17 protein-coding genes are annotated in these 15,742 nt (G+C 43.3%); 6 read left to right on the forward strand and 11 right to left on the reverse strand.

What is annotated here, in order from left to right; all coding sequences use genetic code 11:
• Window positions 1-33: 33 nt before the first annotated feature.
• From FZC78_RS18775 to FZC78_RS23850, 4 genes are all read right to left on the reverse strand, one after another.
• Window positions 34-537, reverse strand: a complete 504-nt coding sequence (locus tag FZC78_RS18775) for a GNAT family N-acetyltransferase (RefSeq protein WP_148941609.1) — start codon at window positions 535-537, stop codon at window positions 34-36.
• Window positions 538-876: 339 nt separating this feature from the next.
• Window positions 877-1,299, reverse strand: coding sequence for a pyridoxamine 5'-phosphate oxidase family protein (locus FZC78_RS18780; protein ID WP_148941610.1), 423 nt, complete (start codon window positions 1,297-1,299; stop codon window positions 877-879).
• A gap of 138 nt (window positions 1,300-1,437) precedes the next feature.
• Window positions 1,438-1,632, reverse strand: coding sequence for a YwbE family protein (locus FZC78_RS18785; RefSeq protein ID WP_148941611.1), 195 nt, complete (start codon window positions 1,630-1,632; stop codon window positions 1,438-1,440).
• Between the two features lies 1 nt (window position 1,633).
• Window positions 1,634-1,807, reverse strand: a complete 174-nt coding sequence (locus tag FZC78_RS23850) for a hypothetical protein (RefSeq protein ID WP_187442707.1) — start codon at window positions 1,805-1,807, stop codon at window positions 1,634-1,636.
• Between the two features lie 129 nt (window positions 1,808-1,936).
• Here FZC78_RS23850 and FZC78_RS18790 point away from each other — a divergent pair, with 129 nt between their 5' ends.
• The 3 genes from FZC78_RS18790 (at window position 1,937) to FZC78_RS18800 (ending at window position 3,121) form a co-directional block, all read left to right on the forward strand.
• Entirely contained in the window at window positions 1,937-2,464 is a 528-nt protein-coding gene (locus FZC78_RS18790) for a superoxide dismutase family protein (protein ID WP_148941612.1), read from the forward strand.
• A 108-nt stretch (window positions 2,465-2,572) separates the two neighbouring features.
• Window positions 2,573-2,761: a hypothetical protein gene (locus FZC78_RS18795; RefSeq protein WP_148941613.1), complete on the forward strand. Its 189-nt coding sequence runs from the start codon at window positions 2,573-2,575 to the stop codon at window positions 2,759-2,761.
• A 117-nt stretch (window positions 2,762-2,878) separates the two neighbouring features.
• The gene (locus tag FZC78_RS18800; RefSeq protein ID WP_148941614.1) at window positions 2,879-3,121 is read left to right on the forward strand and encodes a hypothetical protein; all 243 of its coding nucleotides are present in this window, start codon (window positions 2,879-2,881) and stop codon (window positions 3,119-3,121) included.
• 382 nt (window positions 3,122-3,503) lie between these two features.
• On the opposite strand, the gene FZC78_RS18805 is transcribed toward FZC78_RS18800, so the two are convergent.
• The 5 genes from FZC78_RS18805 to FZC78_RS18825 all read right to left on the reverse strand — a co-directional run bounded on the left by FZC78_RS18805 (window position 3,504) and on the right by FZC78_RS18825 (window position 8,011).
• Window positions 3,504-4,511 carry a YeiH family protein gene (locus tag FZC78_RS18805; RefSeq protein WP_252183682.1) on the reverse strand — a complete coding sequence of 336 codons (1,008 nt, stop codon included), beginning with the start codon at window positions 4,509-4,511 and terminating at the stop codon, window positions 3,504-3,506.
• A gap of 87 nt (window positions 4,512-4,598) precedes the next feature.
• Window positions 4,599-5,189: an SCO family protein gene (locus FZC78_RS18810; RefSeq protein WP_148941616.1), complete on the reverse strand. Its 591-nt coding sequence runs from the start codon at window positions 5,187-5,189 to the stop codon at window positions 4,599-4,601.
• A 54-nt stretch (window positions 5,190-5,243) separates the two neighbouring features.
• A complete protein-coding gene (locus FZC78_RS18815; RefSeq protein WP_148941617.1) occupies window positions 5,244-6,245 on the reverse strand; it encodes an aliphatic sulfonate ABC transporter substrate-binding protein in 1,002 nt (333 codons plus the stop codon).
• A gap of 238 nt (window positions 6,246-6,483) precedes the next feature.
• Complete coding sequence (locus tag FZC78_RS18820; RefSeq protein WP_148941618.1) at window positions 6,484-7,239, reverse strand: ABC transporter permease; 756 nt, start codon at window positions 7,237-7,239, stop codon at window positions 6,484-6,486.
• Window positions 7,223-8,011, reverse strand: coding sequence for an ABC transporter ATP-binding protein (locus FZC78_RS18825; RefSeq protein WP_148941619.1), 789 nt, complete (start codon window positions 8,009-8,011; stop codon window positions 7,223-7,225). The genes FZC78_RS18820 and FZC78_RS18825 overlap by 17 nt, the downstream gene beginning before the upstream one ends.
• A gap of 702 nt (window positions 8,012-8,713) precedes the next feature.
• Between FZC78_RS18825 and FZC78_RS18830 the strand changes: the two genes are divergently transcribed.
• Both FZC78_RS18830 and FZC78_RS18835 read left to right on the forward strand, forming a co-directional pair.
• Complete coding sequence (locus FZC78_RS18830; protein ID WP_286365507.1) at window positions 8,714-10,921, forward strand: DNA topoisomerase III; 2,208 nt, start codon at window positions 8,714-8,716, stop codon at window positions 10,919-10,921.
• A gap of 676 nt (window positions 10,922-11,597) precedes the next feature.
• Window positions 11,598-12,572 (forward strand): nuclease-related domain-containing protein, encoded by a 975-nt coding sequence (locus FZC78_RS18835; protein WP_148941621.1) that lies wholly within the window; start codon window positions 11,598-11,600, stop codon window positions 12,570-12,572.
• 437 nt (window positions 12,573-13,009) lie between these two features.
• Here FZC78_RS18835 and FZC78_RS18840 read toward each other — a convergent pair whose 3' ends face one another.
• On the reverse strand, window positions 13,010-14,053 hold the full coding sequence (locus FZC78_RS18840) for a hypothetical protein (protein WP_148941622.1): 1,044 nt from the start codon (window positions 14,051-14,053) through the stop codon (window positions 13,010-13,012).
• Window positions 14,054-14,212: 159 nt separating this feature from the next.
• Here FZC78_RS18840 and FZC78_RS18845 point away from each other — a divergent pair, with 159 nt between their 5' ends.
• Window positions 14,213-14,404, forward strand: a complete 192-nt coding sequence (locus FZC78_RS18845) for a hypothetical protein (RefSeq protein ID WP_148941623.1) — start codon at window positions 14,213-14,215, stop codon at window positions 14,402-14,404.
• Window positions 14,405-14,500: 96 nt separating this feature from the next.
• On the opposite strand, the gene FZC78_RS18850 is transcribed toward FZC78_RS18845, so the two are convergent.
• Complete coding sequence (locus FZC78_RS18850; protein WP_148941624.1) at window positions 14,501-15,724, reverse strand: MDR family MFS transporter; 1,224 nt, start codon at window positions 15,722-15,724, stop codon at window positions 14,501-14,503.
• Window positions 15,725-15,742 lie beyond the last annotated feature (18 nt).

Genomic DNA, 15,742 nt, shown 5'->3' on the forward strand with positions numbered 1-15,742 from the left:
CGGAATGCCCTCCCCGTCTTTGGGAGGGTTTTTTCATCGAATTTTAAGTCTGTAAGATTTAACTATTACCCCGTCATTCACTGGTTCAAAATCGCTTTCAGGTTGATGTTCAAAGCCAATTTTCTCATACAAATGGATAGCACCTTCCATGAATTCGCCAGTATGAAGCCCAATATATTCATATCCTCTCCCTTCAGAACGGCGGATGCATTCTTCAATTAACTGCCTGGCAACCCCTTGTTTTCTTGCCTGCCTGTCTACAGCGAGCATTCTAATTTCAGGATGGGCAGAAACGGTGAATAGCCCTTTATAGGCATCAATGTTTCCTGGATACAATACTACACTTCCGACAATTTTCCCTTCTAGTTCTGCAACGAGAACTTCCGCTCCGCTGTCTTCGCCGAATCCAGAAGAAATTGCACTTCTCAAGCCTTCCCAATGATCAGCAGAAAGCTTTCGAGCATGTTCCTCATAAGCCTCAACACGCTGCTTTTGAATCTGTTGGAGCTCATGAGCTTCTGATAAACGTATTTTCATACTTATCCTCCTTTAAAAATCTTACTAAGCAAGCGAAGAAATATATTCAGGGTTGTCCTGCTTCTGAGGAAGACAGTCCAACTGCTATACTTTTTCTCTACTCTTCAAGGTTCTTCCTTCTTTGAAATTTTCCTTCTAAGACATGGAAAAAAGGGCGGAATGAGGGAGGATAATAATTCAGATGCCTTGAAAACAATCAGGTCTTTCACTCAGTTAGATAAGAAGGCATCGATTGTTGGAGTGGCAAAGCATCTACAGGGGATTTATTTGTGTGTATCATCAGTTCTATACAGAAATAAAAAAATAAGCACGCAATTCAGCGTGCTTGCCTCTAGAATCTTACAAATCAAGTACTTTTGGCTCTTCGCCATTCTTATTCATCAAACGGTATTGAGTTGGATGAATCTCCAAAATGATTAAGTCCGGGTCGTCCGGTCCTTTAAACCATTTTTTCATTTCGTCATCCCAAAGTTTTTCTTTGAGGCTTTCATCTTTGCTGATCTGAACTTTTCCTTCGACCTCAACATAAGCATCTCCATAGCCGTCGCCTTCATATCCAAGCAGTACATGGACATGTGGGTTCTGCTCAATCTCATCGGCTTTATGGGTTTCGCTGCTGGTAGGTGTTAAGAGTGTCAGGTCATCATTGAAAAAAGTCATGTATCGAGAATGAGGTTTGTTTTCAATAACGGTAGCCAGTGTTCCAACCATGCTGTTTTCAAGGACATTAAGAACTTCTTGCTTCAAATCGGTTTGTGACAAAATCTCATCTCCTTTTGATTTATTTCACTTGTATTTATTCCTTAATTGGAGGATTTATAAACATGTGGATGTGCACAAACAAAAGAGGTGCCTGGAAACTGAACCAGCTGTTTAGTTTCCAGGCACCATTGGGAAAGTTTATTGTATTATATTTTTTACCCTGCCAACTTGTCCATCTGCAAGGCGGACTTTAATGCCGTGGGGATGCGTTGCCGAGTTGGTGAGGATATCTTTTACAGTGCCTCTCGTGGTATTTCCGCTTCTCTGGTCTTTTTTCAGGACGATATCAACTTCGATACCTGGTTTAATATTGGCGCGCTGTTGACCGTTCATATTAAACCCCCGTTCGTTTCTTTTGATTATTAGGCTTTTTGGTGAGCTGGCTTTTGAGCGGCTGGGTCGATTTCACAAGTCTGTTGGGGTTGCTGCCGGATTGTTGTTTCTTTTGTGCGAGCTTTTCCTTCATTGCTTCTGCAAGGCTGATTTTCTTTTTCTCGGTTGATGACATCTGGGTGTCTCTCCTTCATCTGTTTTCATCTATTATAGATCATATTGAGGCTGAAAGTAAGGTATTCACGTATTTGGGCGTAATTACATAGGATAGTTGGCAAAAGCCCAGCAGGAGGAGTGGTGAAAAATGTCTTATTATTACGGTGTTCAGCAGGGATATTATAATGGCTATCTTCCTTATAGAAATGTTCCTTCGATTTCCTATGCCCAAATTGAAGGAGGGCCTCTGGCTCCAAACTTAAAAGGATATGTTTTTTTCAGAGAAGTGCCAAATGGGACGGAGGTTCATGTAGAAGTAAATGGGCTGCCGGAGTTCAAACCAGCCCAAGGAGAGCAGAATCCAATCGGACCACACGGATTTCACCTTCATGAAAATGGCAGTTGTGATATCGGTGACAAAGAAGAGCCATTTAAAGCAGCAGGCGGCCATTGGAACCCAGACGGTGAACCCCATGGAAACCATGCAGGCGATTTCCCGGTCCTTTTTTCCAATAATGGCTATGCGAGAATGACTTTCTTTACCAACAGATTCAGACCAGAGGACATAGTAGGGAAAGCTGTCATCATTCACCAGAGTCCGGATGATTACCGGTCCCAGCCATCGGGCGACGCGGGGAAGCGATTGGCTTGCGGTTTGATTGTGAAGTATCAATGATCTTTGGAGTACAGACTTTTCTGTACTCTTTTTTTTGATTTAACATTGAATGTAGAGGTTTATTTTGTAATAATTGGAATTAATTAAAAGTATAGGGGGAGCAATATTTTGAAAAAAACTGGGTTACCCATGATTGTATCTTTAGCAGTACTAATTGGTTTGCCGGTGTTTTTTCTGTTCATTTCCTTTATTACCGGTCAGTGGGGCTATCTTTTCTGGAGCCTGCCTCCGTCCTTTTTAGCCGGATTTACTGGTCTGATGGTCTCAAGGAATAATTCAAGAATGAAGAATGTTTAAGAAGTTGAGGTTGAATTGTTAAGGTGAAAACTAGGATATTGAAACTTTTATTGGTTGGAGTCGTATAAAATAGTACAAAGGTTTTTACCGAGGATAAAAATATGGGAGGGTGCTATTTTGAAAAAAGTTTTGATCTTTTTGACAAGCTTTCTTGTATTGTATGCAGTCTTGCAAATTGGTTCCGGTTTGGTCCTTACAGCATTGTATACACCAGACATAGCAGGAGCTTGGGAGACAAGCACTGCTTTATCAAGTGAGGTTTCTTTTGGCGGAGGCTTTACGTACTTCAGCCTGATCTTTCTACTAATTGCCGCTTTGCTGGCAGCCTTTGTTTCTAAATTCTTTCAGAAGAAGTATTGAAGAGCAGGAAGCCCTGGTGCACTGCATATTTTACAGACACACAGGGATCGTATGAAGAGATCTTTTTACAGCATGTAATTCTGATTGGTTGGAAGTGAGGCCGTATAAAAGGACTTTATACAGCATGTAATTCTGATTAGATGGATGTGATGCCGTATAAAAGCCCTTTATACAGCATGTAATTCTAGTTAAGGTAGAGTTGATGCCATATAAAAGGACTTTATACAGCATGTAATTCTAGTTTTTGAAGATCTGCTGCAGTTTAAAAACGCTGCAAACTTACGAACACTCACCACGCTCATAGACAAGCTCATAACAGAAGAGGGCAAAACCGCATTTGGTTTTGCCCTCAATCAGTTAAGGCTCTCCTGGTCCAATCATTTTACAATAAAAACAAGATCATAACCAGACTGACCACAGATACCGTCACAGATGCTGCCAGACCGGCAATCAACGGTTTCCATCCAAGTTTGGCGAACTGCTTGAGGTTCACCTGCAAGCCGACAGCGGCCATTACCATAATGATGATGAATTTTGCGGTGTCTGTCACTGCTTCTTCAACAGCTCCTGGAATGATGCCGAACGAATTCACGATACTTACAGCCAGGAAAAGAAGGACAAACCAAGGAAATGCTTTTCTTGCGGCCGTTGAACCCCTGGGCGTATCTGTTTTCAGAAGCAGCGGAAGTACAAGAATCAGCGGAAGCAAAAACAGGGTCCTTGCCAGCTTCACGGTAGTTGCGACTTGGCCGGCTTCGTTTCCGTATACATAACCAACTGCGATGGCCGAAGAAGTATCATGGACAGCTGTGCCCGCCCAGATTCCAAACGACATGGAATTCAGGTCCAGCACATGTCCGACCATCGGATATAAGAAAAAGGCAATAAGATTAAAAAAGACAATGATTGAAATGGCGTATGCCGTTTCGTTATCATCAGAATCTATCACCCCTTTGACGGCGGAAATGGCCGTTGCCCCGCAGATGCTTGTGCCAACCCCAATCAGCAAAGAGAGCTTGCGGTCCATCTTCAGCAGGCTTCCTGCCCACACGGTCATAACAATTCCCAATATGACAGAGACCAAAATAATCCAAAGCGATTGTCTGCCAATCAAGAGGATGTCGGCGAGGCTGAGGCTGACCCCAAGCATGACCACTGCCGCTTTTAATAGCTTTTTCAAGGTGAGTGAGAGCCCAGGCTGAAAAACGGCATGTACTCCAACGGTATTGTTAATGGCAATACCAAGGATGATGGCAAATAAAATACTTCCCACGAGAGGGAAAAGGGTGCCAAGATACTTGGCTGCCCCTGCTATGATCAATAATAAAAGGATGCCGCTGCTCCATTTGGGGAGGCGTGCAGCAATCCTTTTGTTTAAAACGTCCTGCAAATCATCCACTGCTCCTCTATGCTGCTAAGCAATTGTTGTATTCAATACTGAGTTTCCTATTAGTATCTTATCAAAACTGAGAGGAAATTAGTTCAATTTCTTAATGTCTTCGATCATTTCATCAAAAGGAGGGTCACTTACACCTTCGTATTGTTTCAAGACAGTGCCATTTTCACTGATTAAGTAAAAGGATGTGCCGTGAACAAATTGATTGGATCCTTCCACTTTAGCAGCCGGTGTGTTAAAGGATCGGTTGGCGAACAGTTCAATTTCTTCTTGTGTATACCCCGTCAGGAAATCCCAGTGAGCTAAGTCTGCTTCATAATGCTGGCTGTATTCGGTCAAAACCTCTGGTGTGTCGTTCTCTGGATCGATGCTGAAGGAGATCAGTTTAACATCTTCCTCCAGATTTGCTTCTTTCAGCTTTTTTTGCAAATGGGCCATATTCGCCGTCATGGGAAGGCAGACCGTGTCACAGCTGGTAAATATAAAATCTGCAAACGTAATGCGTCCTTTAAGCCCGCTTAACGTTACAGCCTCTCCATCCTGATTGACGGCGGAAAATTCTTCTATTTCCATACTCATAGGGAATGTCTCTTCAATATTTTCCGAGCTGGAGCAGCCTGTGAAAAGTAATCCTGCGAAGATGAGGAGTGCGGCAGGTTTAATCCATTTCATGATTTGTCCCCCTTAAAAACGGCTGATCCACATTGAGGATCAGCCGCTGAATAATTATTGGATGAATTGTTTATCGATAAGGTCTGTGAAATCCGGCTTTTCTTTAAGGAATTTCAGTTCATAAGAAGAGTCAGCGAATGCTTGAACAGCTTCGGAGTCGACTTCATACGTGAAACCTATTCTTTCCCAGGCTCCATCGACAACTTTCTCGTCTAATTCTTGGCCTGTTACGTCTTTTACATCTTTAATGGTAATTGCTTTTGCTTCTTCGGGGTTATCGATAATGAATTGTGTCGCTTTTTTATGAGCATCAACAATTTTCTGAATCAACTCTGGGTTTTCTTCCATCACCTTACCTGATGCAGCCATAACAGAAGCAGGAAGGGTTTCACCGAAAGAAACTTCATCCGCGTTGATGATGACTTTTGCGCCTGTTTCCTGTTCTAGTACTGCTGCCCAAGGTTCTGGTGCAACGGCAATATCAATTTTTCCGCTTTCAAACATGGCTTGATATTGAGCAGGATTGCCTGTAATGTGGCGCATTGTGCCTCCTATGCGCTCAGAAGTAATGCCCATCTCCTTCATGAATGTCTCAACTTGCACGTCATGAGTACATCCTACAGCTGGTGTAATGAACGTTTTTCCTGCGAAGTCTTCAGGGGACTCTATTCCGCTGTCTTTTCTAGCGAGTACGACTGTACCGCCTGTAGAAGCACCAGCAATGATTTTAACATCTGCGCCAGTGGAGTAGTTATTCATTGCGGGTCCAGGACCGACCAGGCCGGCATCGATTTCTCCTGTTTTCAAGGCTGTCATGAACGCAGCTCCATCAGCGAACGTTTTGTATTCCACTTCTGTGCCGTCTCCAAGTTCTGCCTCAAGGTATCCTTGATCCTTCACGACCATTGCGGGCACGTGATTGATATTAGGGAAGTAACCATAAATGACTTTTTCTTTATTGCCGCCTTCACCAGAAGAGTTAGAAGATGTGCCGCAGCCTGCTAAAAGACCGGCAAACGTTAGTAACACGGTGAATAACATTAGTATTTTTTTCATAGTGTTCCTCCTGAATTCATTTATTTAGGTCTTTTCGTAAACTTTGTTGCTAATCCACACCAATTCCAAAGAAAATAACCCTAATTCACAGCTAAAACCCCGTAAATAGGAAGAGAAAAGAGCTGCTCTTCCAGATTAGAAAGTAATACCTCAGTATCCAGGGTGAAAATCCGGCTCTTGGGATTTTTCCGAAAGCAACAATTTATGCGAAAACAGCCTTTTTTAGTATGGTTTGGGTTTAAGATTGAAGACCCCAGCGTTTCAATACATTTTTCTCAATGCGGGAGAAGATCAGCTGGTCGACGACGGCACCGATGACACCAATGATCACCATGACGCCGATCACAAGCGACATGTCCCCAAAGTCTGACGCGAAACGGAGAGTGTATCCAAGTCCCGGCCCTGTACTGAGCAGTTCTCCTGCCATCAAGGCTCTCCAGGCAAATGCCCAGGCAAGTCTTGCACCTGTTACGGCGTAAGGGATGGAAGCCGGGAAGATGACTCTGATGAATAAATCAATTCCCTTCGAACCCATTGTTTGCGCCGCTTTGATGTAAAGAGGGGACACGTTCTGAATCCCGGTCCGGATATTAAGGGCCATTACGAACGTTCCTCCAAGTACAACGACAAAAATGACAGATGTTTCATTCAAGCCAAACCACATGATAGCCAGTGGCAGCCAAACAATACTAGGGACGCTCTGGAAAGCAAGAAGCAGCGAACCGAGTGTCTCGTCAGCCGTTTTGGACTTGGCAAGAAGGATGCCGATGCTGGTTCCGATGGCAAGGGCGATGCCTAGACCGATAATCAGTCTCTTGAAGCTTGCGATTAAATCGTATACAAGTGTCATATCAGAAAAACCGGTTAGTAAAGCTTGAAAAACATCGGAAGGCGCCGGAAGTATGATTTTTGCCCACAACTCAAAATAGGCACCGGCTTCCCAAAGCGATAGAATGACAGCGAAAAATATTAATCTCTTAACTATTGGCTTCATAAGCTAATTCCTCACTGATGACTTTGTCTATTTCTTTCTTAAGGTGGACCATGATTTCTTCCTCCAGAGCAATTCTCTCTTCTTTATGCTCTTCGCGGGGGCGGGGGATATCCACCTTGATATCGGCTATGATCGTTCCAGGCCTCGTTCCCATTACAATGATTCGATCGGACAGCTTGATAGATTCCGAGATGCTGTGGGTAACAAACAGGACCGTCTTCTTCGTCTCCATCCAAATCCGCTCAAGCTGTTCATGAAGGCGGGAGCGTGTCTGCTCATCCAGAGCCCCGAATGGTTCATCCATCAAGAGAATTTCAGGATTCATGGCAAGAGCACGGGCAATGGCAACACGCTGCTGCATCCCTCCTGATAGCTCATGAGGGTAATGATGAAGATAGTTGCTCAGCTGCACCATTTTCAGGTATTTCTTTGCCTGTTGGGCAGCGTCATTCTTTGACATTTCCTTCTTTAAGGGAAAGGTAACGTTATCCAGAACGTTCAGCCAAGGGAACAAAGCGGCCTGTTGAAAGACCATGCCTCTGTCTTTTCCAGGCTTTTTAATGGATTTACCTGCAGCCTCGATGACACCTGAGGAAGCGGAAGTCAATCCTGCGACAATGGAAAGGAGAGTCGATTTTCCGCAGCCGGAAGGTCCAAGGATCGAAACGAATTCTCCCTTTTCAACACTGAGGTCAATGTCCTTCAAAACAGTTATGGGCTGGCCATCCTTGTCGTTGAATTGCTTATTTAGATTTTTAATATTTATGAACATTAATAATCACCTATTCTCATAATTCATATAAAAAAAGTCGGGAATACAAAAGTTAATTATATTCTATTCTTCCCAGTTGTCAAGGGGAGCCTATTTTTGCTTGTTTATAGAATGGTTTTAAAAACTACTTGGCTAACACATTAGGTGGAAGCTAAAAACTTTTTCGGGAGTACTTAGATATATGAGGGCATATGGGGAGAAGAAATTTTCCAACTTAATACACATTGCTATCCTTTATAGTATCTGAAACTGAAATTACTAAATTTTGACGAGCAATAGTGTTTATGCAATGCTCTTTTTAGAATTATTTTTAAGTATGCCACTTTTCCACTACCCCTTTTTACAAAGAGGGATTGGAGTGGAAGGAGAACGACCTCCTGCGGGACTAGCGGGACAGGTGAGACCCCCAATCTAGATCCAGCACCTAGCCCCTCGGGGTCAAATAACCCCAAGAGATAAAAAGGAAAACCGCCTTTTTTCTCTTGAGAACATTTGCCTGTCGGGGCTGACCAAGGTGCTTCCACTTTTTATACAGGCGAAGCCGAGGAGGCTCACCGCCCGCCCCGCGGAGTCGTGCTCCTGGAGCAGAAATCCATTACTTTAATCTATACAATAACTATACAAAGAGTTATGAAAAAACTGCCTTCTTAATTTAAATCGGTGAATCCTGTATAATGGAAGGAACTATGCGTACGTTCGCAAATGAAAGGATTGTTTCGATTGAGCAAAACATTAGTACTCGCTGAAAAACCATCAGTCGGCAGGGACATCGCTGCTGTATTGAATTGCCATAAAAAAGGGAACGGATTTATAGAAGGAGACAACTATATTGTCACTTGGGCTCTCGGCCATCTTGTAACGCTGGCCGAACCGGATGCCTACGATAGCAAATACCAGACGTGGAGGATAGAAGACCTGCCAATGCTGCCGAATGAACTCAAGCTGGTGGTCATCAAGAAGACAGGCAGGCAGTTCAACGCGGTCAAAAGCCAGATGGCCCGTAATGATGTAAAAGAAATCGTCATCGCAACGGATGCCGGCCGGGAAGGGGAGCTGGTCGCCCGCTGGATCATTGAAAAAGCACGTGTGAACAAACCGATTAAACGTTTATGGATCTCATCTGTAACCGATAAGGCAATCAAAGAAGGATTCAGGAAGCTGAAGAACGGTAAAGAGTATGAAAACCTGTATGCTGCTGCCCAAGCCCGTTCGGAAGCGGATTGGTATGTTGGAATGAATGCGACCCGCGCTCTGACTGTTAAGCACAATGCCCAGTTGTCCTGCGGCAGAGTCCAGACACCGACCCTCGGTATCATTGCGCAAAGAGAAGAAGAGATCAAGAACTTCAAGCCGAAGCCTTTCTACGGCCTGAAAGCAAAGAGCCGTGAGTTCAATCTGACTTGGCAGGATAGCAAAACCAAAGAATATCGGACCTTCTCAAAAGACTTCATTGAAAAGGTGTCCGGGAATCTTAAAAGTGAGAAGAAGGCAGAAGTTACCTCTGTGGACAAAAGCTTGAAGAAAAGTTTTTCACCGGGACTTTATGACTTAACCGAACTTCAGCGTGACGCTCATAAAATTTTTGGGTATTCGGCAAAAGAAACGCTGTCCATCATGCAGAAGCTCTATGAACAGCATAAGCTTTTAACGTATCCGCGTACCGATTCTCGGCACCTTTCCAGTGATATTGTAGACACACTGAAAGACAGGATCCAGGCGGTATCTATCAAGCCGTATAATCTGCTTGCCGCAAAAGCCATGAAAAGTTCAGGTAAGTTAGGGAAGGCATTTGTGGATGACAGCAAAGTCTCTGATCATCATGCCATCATCCCGACAGAGCAGACGGCGTTTCTTAATTCTTTAAGCGATAAGGAACGGAAAATTTATGACCTTGTTGTTAAACGTTTCCTGGCCATGTTCCTTCCTCCTTTTCAATATGAGCAGACAACTATTGCAGCCGAGATTGCAGGGGAGGCATTTGTCGCCAAAGGAAAACGAATTATTGAAATAGGCTGGAAAGAGATTTTTGACAGACATAGTTCATCGGAGGAAATTGGAGACAGCTTGTCTGATCAAACACTGCCAAAGATCGAGAAAGGTGACGTAATCTCTATCTCTTCGATTGAGCAGACATCCGATGTTACGCAGCCGCCGGCACGTTTCAATGAGGGTACGCTTCTATCGGCAATGGAAAATCCAAAGAGATACATGGCAGGGGAGAATCAGGACCTGATTAAGACGATCAGTTCTGCAGGAGGCTTGGGAACCGTCGCCACCCGTGCGGATATTATTGAGAAGCTCTTTAACTCTGGCGTAATCGAAAATAAAGGAAAGTCTATCATGATTACATCCAAAGGGAAGCAGCTGCTTGACCTTGCTCCCGATGAATTGAAATCACCTGCTCTTACAGCGGAGTGGGAGCAGAAGCTCGAGGCAATCTCCAAAGGCAAGCTGAACAAAAATATCTTTATCAGTGAAATTAAAGCTTACGCGAAACAGTCTGTACATGAAATTAAAAACAGCACTAAGAAATTTGCACATGACAACCTAACCGGAACAAAGTGTCCCGATTGTGGAAACCTCATGCTCGAAGTCAAAAACAAACACGGCAAAAAATTAGTTTGTAAAGACCGCGAGTGCGGCTACCGCAAAAATGTCAGCAAGAAAACCAATGCGCGCTGCCCTAATTGCCATAAACGCTTGGATCTGCGCGGTGAAGGCGAAGGCCAGATGTTCACCTGCGTCTGCGGCCACCGCGAAAAACTCTCGACCTTCAACGAAAGAAGGAAAAAAGCGAAGAACAGCAAAGTCTCAAAAAGCGACGTTAACAAGTATATGAAGAAGCAGGACGATGCCCCTGTTAATACAGCCTTGGCCGACGCGCTCGCAAAACTGAAATTAGATAAGTAATGGTTTGCCTGCCCCAGGCTTTTGCCTGGGGTTTTTATTTGTGAAGGGAATGTAGAAGAATATCTCCGGTTTGCCGATAAAAGTAGGGATTTCGCCGATAAATTGAAAAAAGCGCCGATAAACTAGTGAATTCCACCGATAAATCAGCTGCTTCCGCCGATAAACCTGCTAACTCTGCCGATAACCTCTTACTATTGCAACCTGACGCTGGCTAATGTTGTTGTGTTAAACAGTCGAGAAGGTCATAAGGAATTTACCGTTTCGCCGATAATCAAGTAATTTCCGCTGATAAATTCAAAAAAGCGCCGATAAACTAGTGAATTCCGCCGATAAACACGCCGGTTCCGCCGATAAACCTGCTAACTCCGCCGATAACCTCTTACTATTGCAACCTGACGCTGGCTGTAATGTTGTTGTGTAAAACAGTAGAGAAGGTCAGAAGGAATTTGACGATTCGCCGATAATCAAGTAATTTCCGCTGATAAATTGAAAAAGGCGCCGATAAACTAGTGAATTCCGCCGATAAACACGCCGGTTCCGCCGATAAACCTGCTAACTCTGCCGATAAATAACAAAAAATAGTCGATCAAACGTACTCTAAAAAGATTCATCCATTATAAAAGGAATTCATCGATAAAGGGAGAATTTAAAAGGGACTAACCAAAGGAGTGGTGCGATGATTATTAAAAAAAGGGAAAAACCCATTCAGATGATAAAGCTGGAGGCTCTGGATGGAAGACTATCAACCGATCATGAGAAAAAGTTTATGGTGAGGCAGCACCTGTCAAATCGGCAGGCGGGGTATAAAGGAGAGCAGAGCCTCGACTACTATTTATATTTTTTGCCAGAAAGTAAGTACCATATCTTTCATGGCCTGCGATTGTTTGATGGAACTCATTACTTTCAGATTGATACTTTGCTTTTATCTGAGAATTTCCTTTTAATTTTGGAAATTAAAAGGATGGCTGGAATTCTCAAGTTTGAACCACAGTTTAATCAATTTATGCGAATTACCGAGGAGAACGTTACAGAAGTTTTTCCAGACCCAATTGTTCAAGTGAAAAGGCAAAAGTTCCAGTTGAATAGATGGCTTGAATATCACAATCTATCTATAAATCTACCTTTAGAGACCCTCGTTATCAGTACTTCTACTAAAGCAATCCTGCAAACCTCCCTTGGCGATAAAACAGTCCAGGAAAAAGTAGTTCATAAAGAATCTCTTCCTTTTAAGATCAATAAGTTGGAAAGTAACTATAGCAAAGCAAGGATCAATCAATTGGATCTCCAAAATCTTTCTCAGCTTCTACTAAAAAGCCACTCTCCGTTTAACCCCGATATCCTCAATACTTACGAAATAACACAATCAGATATTTTAACAGGAGTTCACTGCCCAAAGTGTAAGCACATCCCCATGATTAGACAGAGAGGGAGCTGGGTTTGCCAAGCCTGTAGGTTACTATCAAGAATTGCGCATGAAAAAGCTTTAACTGATTATTCACTGCTTATCAACAATAAAATTACGAATCATCAAGCTCGTGAATTCCTCCATATTCAGTCGGATTCTGTCACAAAACGAATTCTAAATACTGCCTGTTCTGGTTTTCATGGAGAACGAAAATCCAGGATTTATACTTTGGATAATCATCCATAAGTATAATGTTAGTTAGTTAGATAGTTAGCCCACTGGCATCTGCCAGTGGGCTATTGAGCTTAAGGATAACCCGTTTCGCCGATAAAAGTAGTGATTTCGCCGATAAAATGAAAAAAGCGCCGATAAACTAGTGAATTCCGCCGATAAACACTCTGTTTCCGCTGATAAACCAGCTGACTCCGCCGATAACCTCTTGCTATCCGCAACCTGGCTCTGTCTTTAATACGGTTGCGTGAACTGTCAAGAAAGTCAGAAGGGAATTTGCCGTTTTGCCGATAAAAGTAGGGAATTGGCCGATAAAATGAAAAAAGCGCCGATAAACTAGTGAATTCCGCCGATAAATTAGTAGTTTCCGCCGATAAATCCGCTGATAAACCTACTGACTCCGCCGATACTCAGCAAAACCGGCAAATCCGCATCTTGCATTCAATCCACTCTCACTGGTTAGCTCCAGCACCCGTCTCCAGCAGGTCCAGCACTTCTCCCATTTTTTCGTAAAAATACTGATTGCCGTTCCGCACATCAAAGTCATCGGCAATGGCCAGGACAGCCGACTCCATCTCCTGCAAAGAGAAAGGCACCCGCAGCCCGTTCTTCTTCAGGGCTTTCCCCCAGACAAGGGATGCGAGGTAAAAGGAGAACATGCCGTATGGGTTTTTATCGGCATCTGCTGAATCAATATGTCTTTCAAATATTTTTTTTCCGCCCTTTGGATTGGTTAAAGCGAAAAAGAGCAGATGTTCAGAGGCTTCCACGAGCAAATTTGGTTTTTGGTAAATCATGAAATAGCCTTCACTTTGAAAGTATTGTGCTTCTGCCGTTTTTCCAAGCCGCAAGTAGGGCAGGAGCAATTTGGAGTAGGTGAGATGGGGGATTTCTCCGCATGTCACTTCTCTGTTCAATAATCTTTCCGCTATGTGAAGGGCTTCATCTGTTCGGTTGATTTGAAACAGATACTCCATTTCAGCTTGCAGTTCGCAGGCAGCGCAATCTGCCAGTTCATCTCTAGATGCGTTAACCCACAATCCGTAATATTCTTCAGCACTTTGAAAATCGCCTTCCAAAAGAGAGGCTTTATGCCGAAATTGATAAAATGGCCGTGAGCTGAATTGATGCTTTGTCAGAAGCTCCTGAAAATCAGAAAAAAGTTCGTCAATGGCTTCTTTGTCAACGTGAGGGAATAACACTATGCGTTCCAAAGTCCATTTGAATCCCCAAAGAATAGATGAAGTCCACTCTTGAAGATGTTCTTCATTATTTTGGAAAAATTCCAGGCACCAGAAGAAATGGTCAAACAGGATTTCAAACTCACCCAGGAAATTTGCGCAATTCAGCAGCTCAAACCTTACAGCGAATTCTTCGTAAGGCTGTTCATTTTCCATAGTCCAAGAGAAGAGATCAATTAGTAGATTATATTTTTCATAGCTATGTTCTGTATGTGCTAGTGTTTCGTATTTCTCCCAAAACTCATCAATTGTCAAGCAGGTCACTCCATCCTAGTAAAATAAGTCCATAGTTAAGAAATACCACTTTTTCACAAAAAAGAAAATAAAAATATGTAGTTTAGCCAATTGTCATTTTGTGGTACTTAGAAGAATAGAGATGAAAAGAGTATGAAAGTGGAAAGGGGTCTCTTAATAATGTCGATGTGGATATGGATAGCTGTTGGTGTCCTTGTACTGCTGGCGGTTCTTGAAGAAGTAATATACTATGTGTTGAATAAGCAGCTTGGTTTGGAAAGAGAATCCAAGATTAAAAAACTGGCACGGTTCTGGCACAGAGGGACAGCTGTTTTTAAAAGAAAAAAAGAGCATAACAGCCAGTCGGCATAGTAAAAAGCTTGAGATCAAAAAGTCTCAAGCTTTTTTTTAGCTTTCTTAAGCAGGCAAAGATTTAAGGTTTCCTTAGGGGCAGGACTATCACCATATTTATTTTGAATTCACCGATAGTTTTATTGAAGAACGGAAAGAGAACTTCTTATGAGCCAATAAATAATGAGCGGCACCGCCGAGAAGCAGCATGATTGCCGAGAGAAGAAACAAGACAGCGCCTCCCCATTCAATCATGATTAGACCGCCAAGAAAGGGGCCGGCCATCCGTGAAATATCCCAATGAGTTCCATATATAGAAAAGTAGAGCCCACGCTTGTTGGACGGTGCAATCTCGGAAACATGATTAAGAAGCCGGTTCAACCCGAGGCTTTCTGCCATAGTCACAATCAATTGTGTGAATATCAGCAGAAGCATGGAAGTTGAAAAGCCATATGATAGGGCAGCGATAAAGTAAAGACTGTGGGAAATAAGAATGATTTTTCTAAAAGAGTACTTATTACTCCATTTCACCAGAGGGATTTCGAGCACTAAGCACATGACTGCTTTAATGGAAGCCAGGGTAGTGAGAACAACGAGAAAATCCGGGAAATGATCTTCCAGATAAAGCCGGTAGTTTGTTTCCGATTGTGCATAGAAAAAACTGATCGGCAGGCTGAAGGCCATCAATCTCAATACATAAGAATTCTTAGTGAAAAAGGATTTTAGATGAAAGCTGTTTGCAGCATGTTCAATATCCTCGATTTGTTCAGGCAATGTTTCAGGAAGCTTAAGATATACGACAGCTAAATAGATGGCTAAAGCTGCTGCCTGCATTCCGAACATGAGAGCTGGATCTTGTGTATACACAAAATAACCGATGACCGGGCCGAGCGCCAATCCGGCAGCTCCCACTGTGTTCAGCAGAGCGAAAACCTCGGACCGCAAACCGTCGTTAATGGAGTCAGCGATCTGAGCGCGCTGGGCAGGGATATAAACGGAACGGCCGGCACCATTAATGACATAGAGAAGGGCAAACATCCAGACGGATTCGGCAAAGATGAACCCCGCCATCGCTCCTGCCTGCAGGATAAGACCTGCAATAATGATCTTTTTTCTTCCCAGGCGGTCTGTGAGGTTTCCTCCTAAAAGAGTGATGACGATTTCTGTCAATGGCTGCAGGCCGACGATAATCATGGGAAGCAGGACGTTGCCATCCAGCTTATCATAAAGGTAAATAATCAAGAATGGGGCAAGCATGGAGCCGGTGACGCTCGTCAGCAACTCGCCGATGACGCGGATCCAGACTAGCCCCGGATAGCGGTTTAATAGAGTTCGAATCATGTTTATCCATCCTTTCTA

Source organism: Rossellomorea vietnamensis (genome assembly GCF_008180415.1).
Lineage (GTDB): Bacteria > Bacillota > Bacilli > Bacillales > Bacillaceae_B > Rossellomorea > Rossellomorea vietnamensis_C.

Excerpts from the sequence above, each read along its gene's own strand:
- FZC78_RS18790 (WP_148941612.1), top strand. The coding sequence starts at position 1,937 with ATGTCTTATTATTACGGTGTTCAGCAGGGATATTATAATGGCTATCTT.
- FZC78_RS18810 (WP_148941616.1), bottom strand. The coding sequence starts at position 5,189 with ATGAAATGGATTAAACCTGCCGCACTCCTCATCTTCGCAGGATTACTT.
- FZC78_RS18825 (WP_148941619.1), bottom strand. The coding sequence starts at position 8,011 with ATGTTCATAAATATTAAAAATCTAAATAAGCAATTCAACGACAAGGAT.
- FZC78_RS18835 (WP_148941621.1), top strand. The coding sequence starts at position 11,598 with ATGATTATTAAAAAAAGGGAAAAACCCATTCAGATGATAAAGCTGGAG.
- FZC78_RS18785 (WP_148941611.1), bottom strand. The coding sequence starts at position 1,632 with ATGAACGGTCAACAGCGCGCCAATATTAAACCAGGTATCGAAGTTGAT.
- FZC78_RS18830 (WP_286365507.1), top strand. The coding sequence starts at position 8,714 with ATGAAAGGATTGTTTCGATTGAGCAAAACATTAGTACTCGCTGAAAAA.
- FZC78_RS23850 (WP_187442707.1), bottom strand. The coding sequence starts at position 1,807 with ATGTCATCAACCGAGAAAAAGAAAATCAGCCTTGCAGAAGCAATGAAG.
- FZC78_RS18775 (WP_148941609.1), bottom strand. The coding sequence starts at position 537 with ATGAAAATACGTTTATCAGAAGCTCATGAGCTCCAACAGATTCAAAAG.
- FZC78_RS18815 (WP_148941617.1), bottom strand. The coding sequence starts at position 6,245 with ATGAAAAAAATACTAATGTTATTCACCGTGTTACTAACGTTTGCCGGT.
- FZC78_RS18820 (WP_148941618.1), bottom strand. The coding sequence starts at position 7,239 with ATGAAGCCAATAGTTAAGAGATTAATATTTTTCGCTGTCATTCTATCG.
- FZC78_RS18845 (WP_148941623.1), top strand. The coding sequence starts at position 14,213 with ATGTCGATGTGGATATGGATAGCTGTTGGTGTCCTTGTACTGCTGGCG.
- FZC78_RS18850 (WP_148941624.1), bottom strand. The coding sequence starts at position 15,724 with ATGATTCGAACTCTATTAAACCGCTATCCGGGGCTAGTCTGGATCCGC.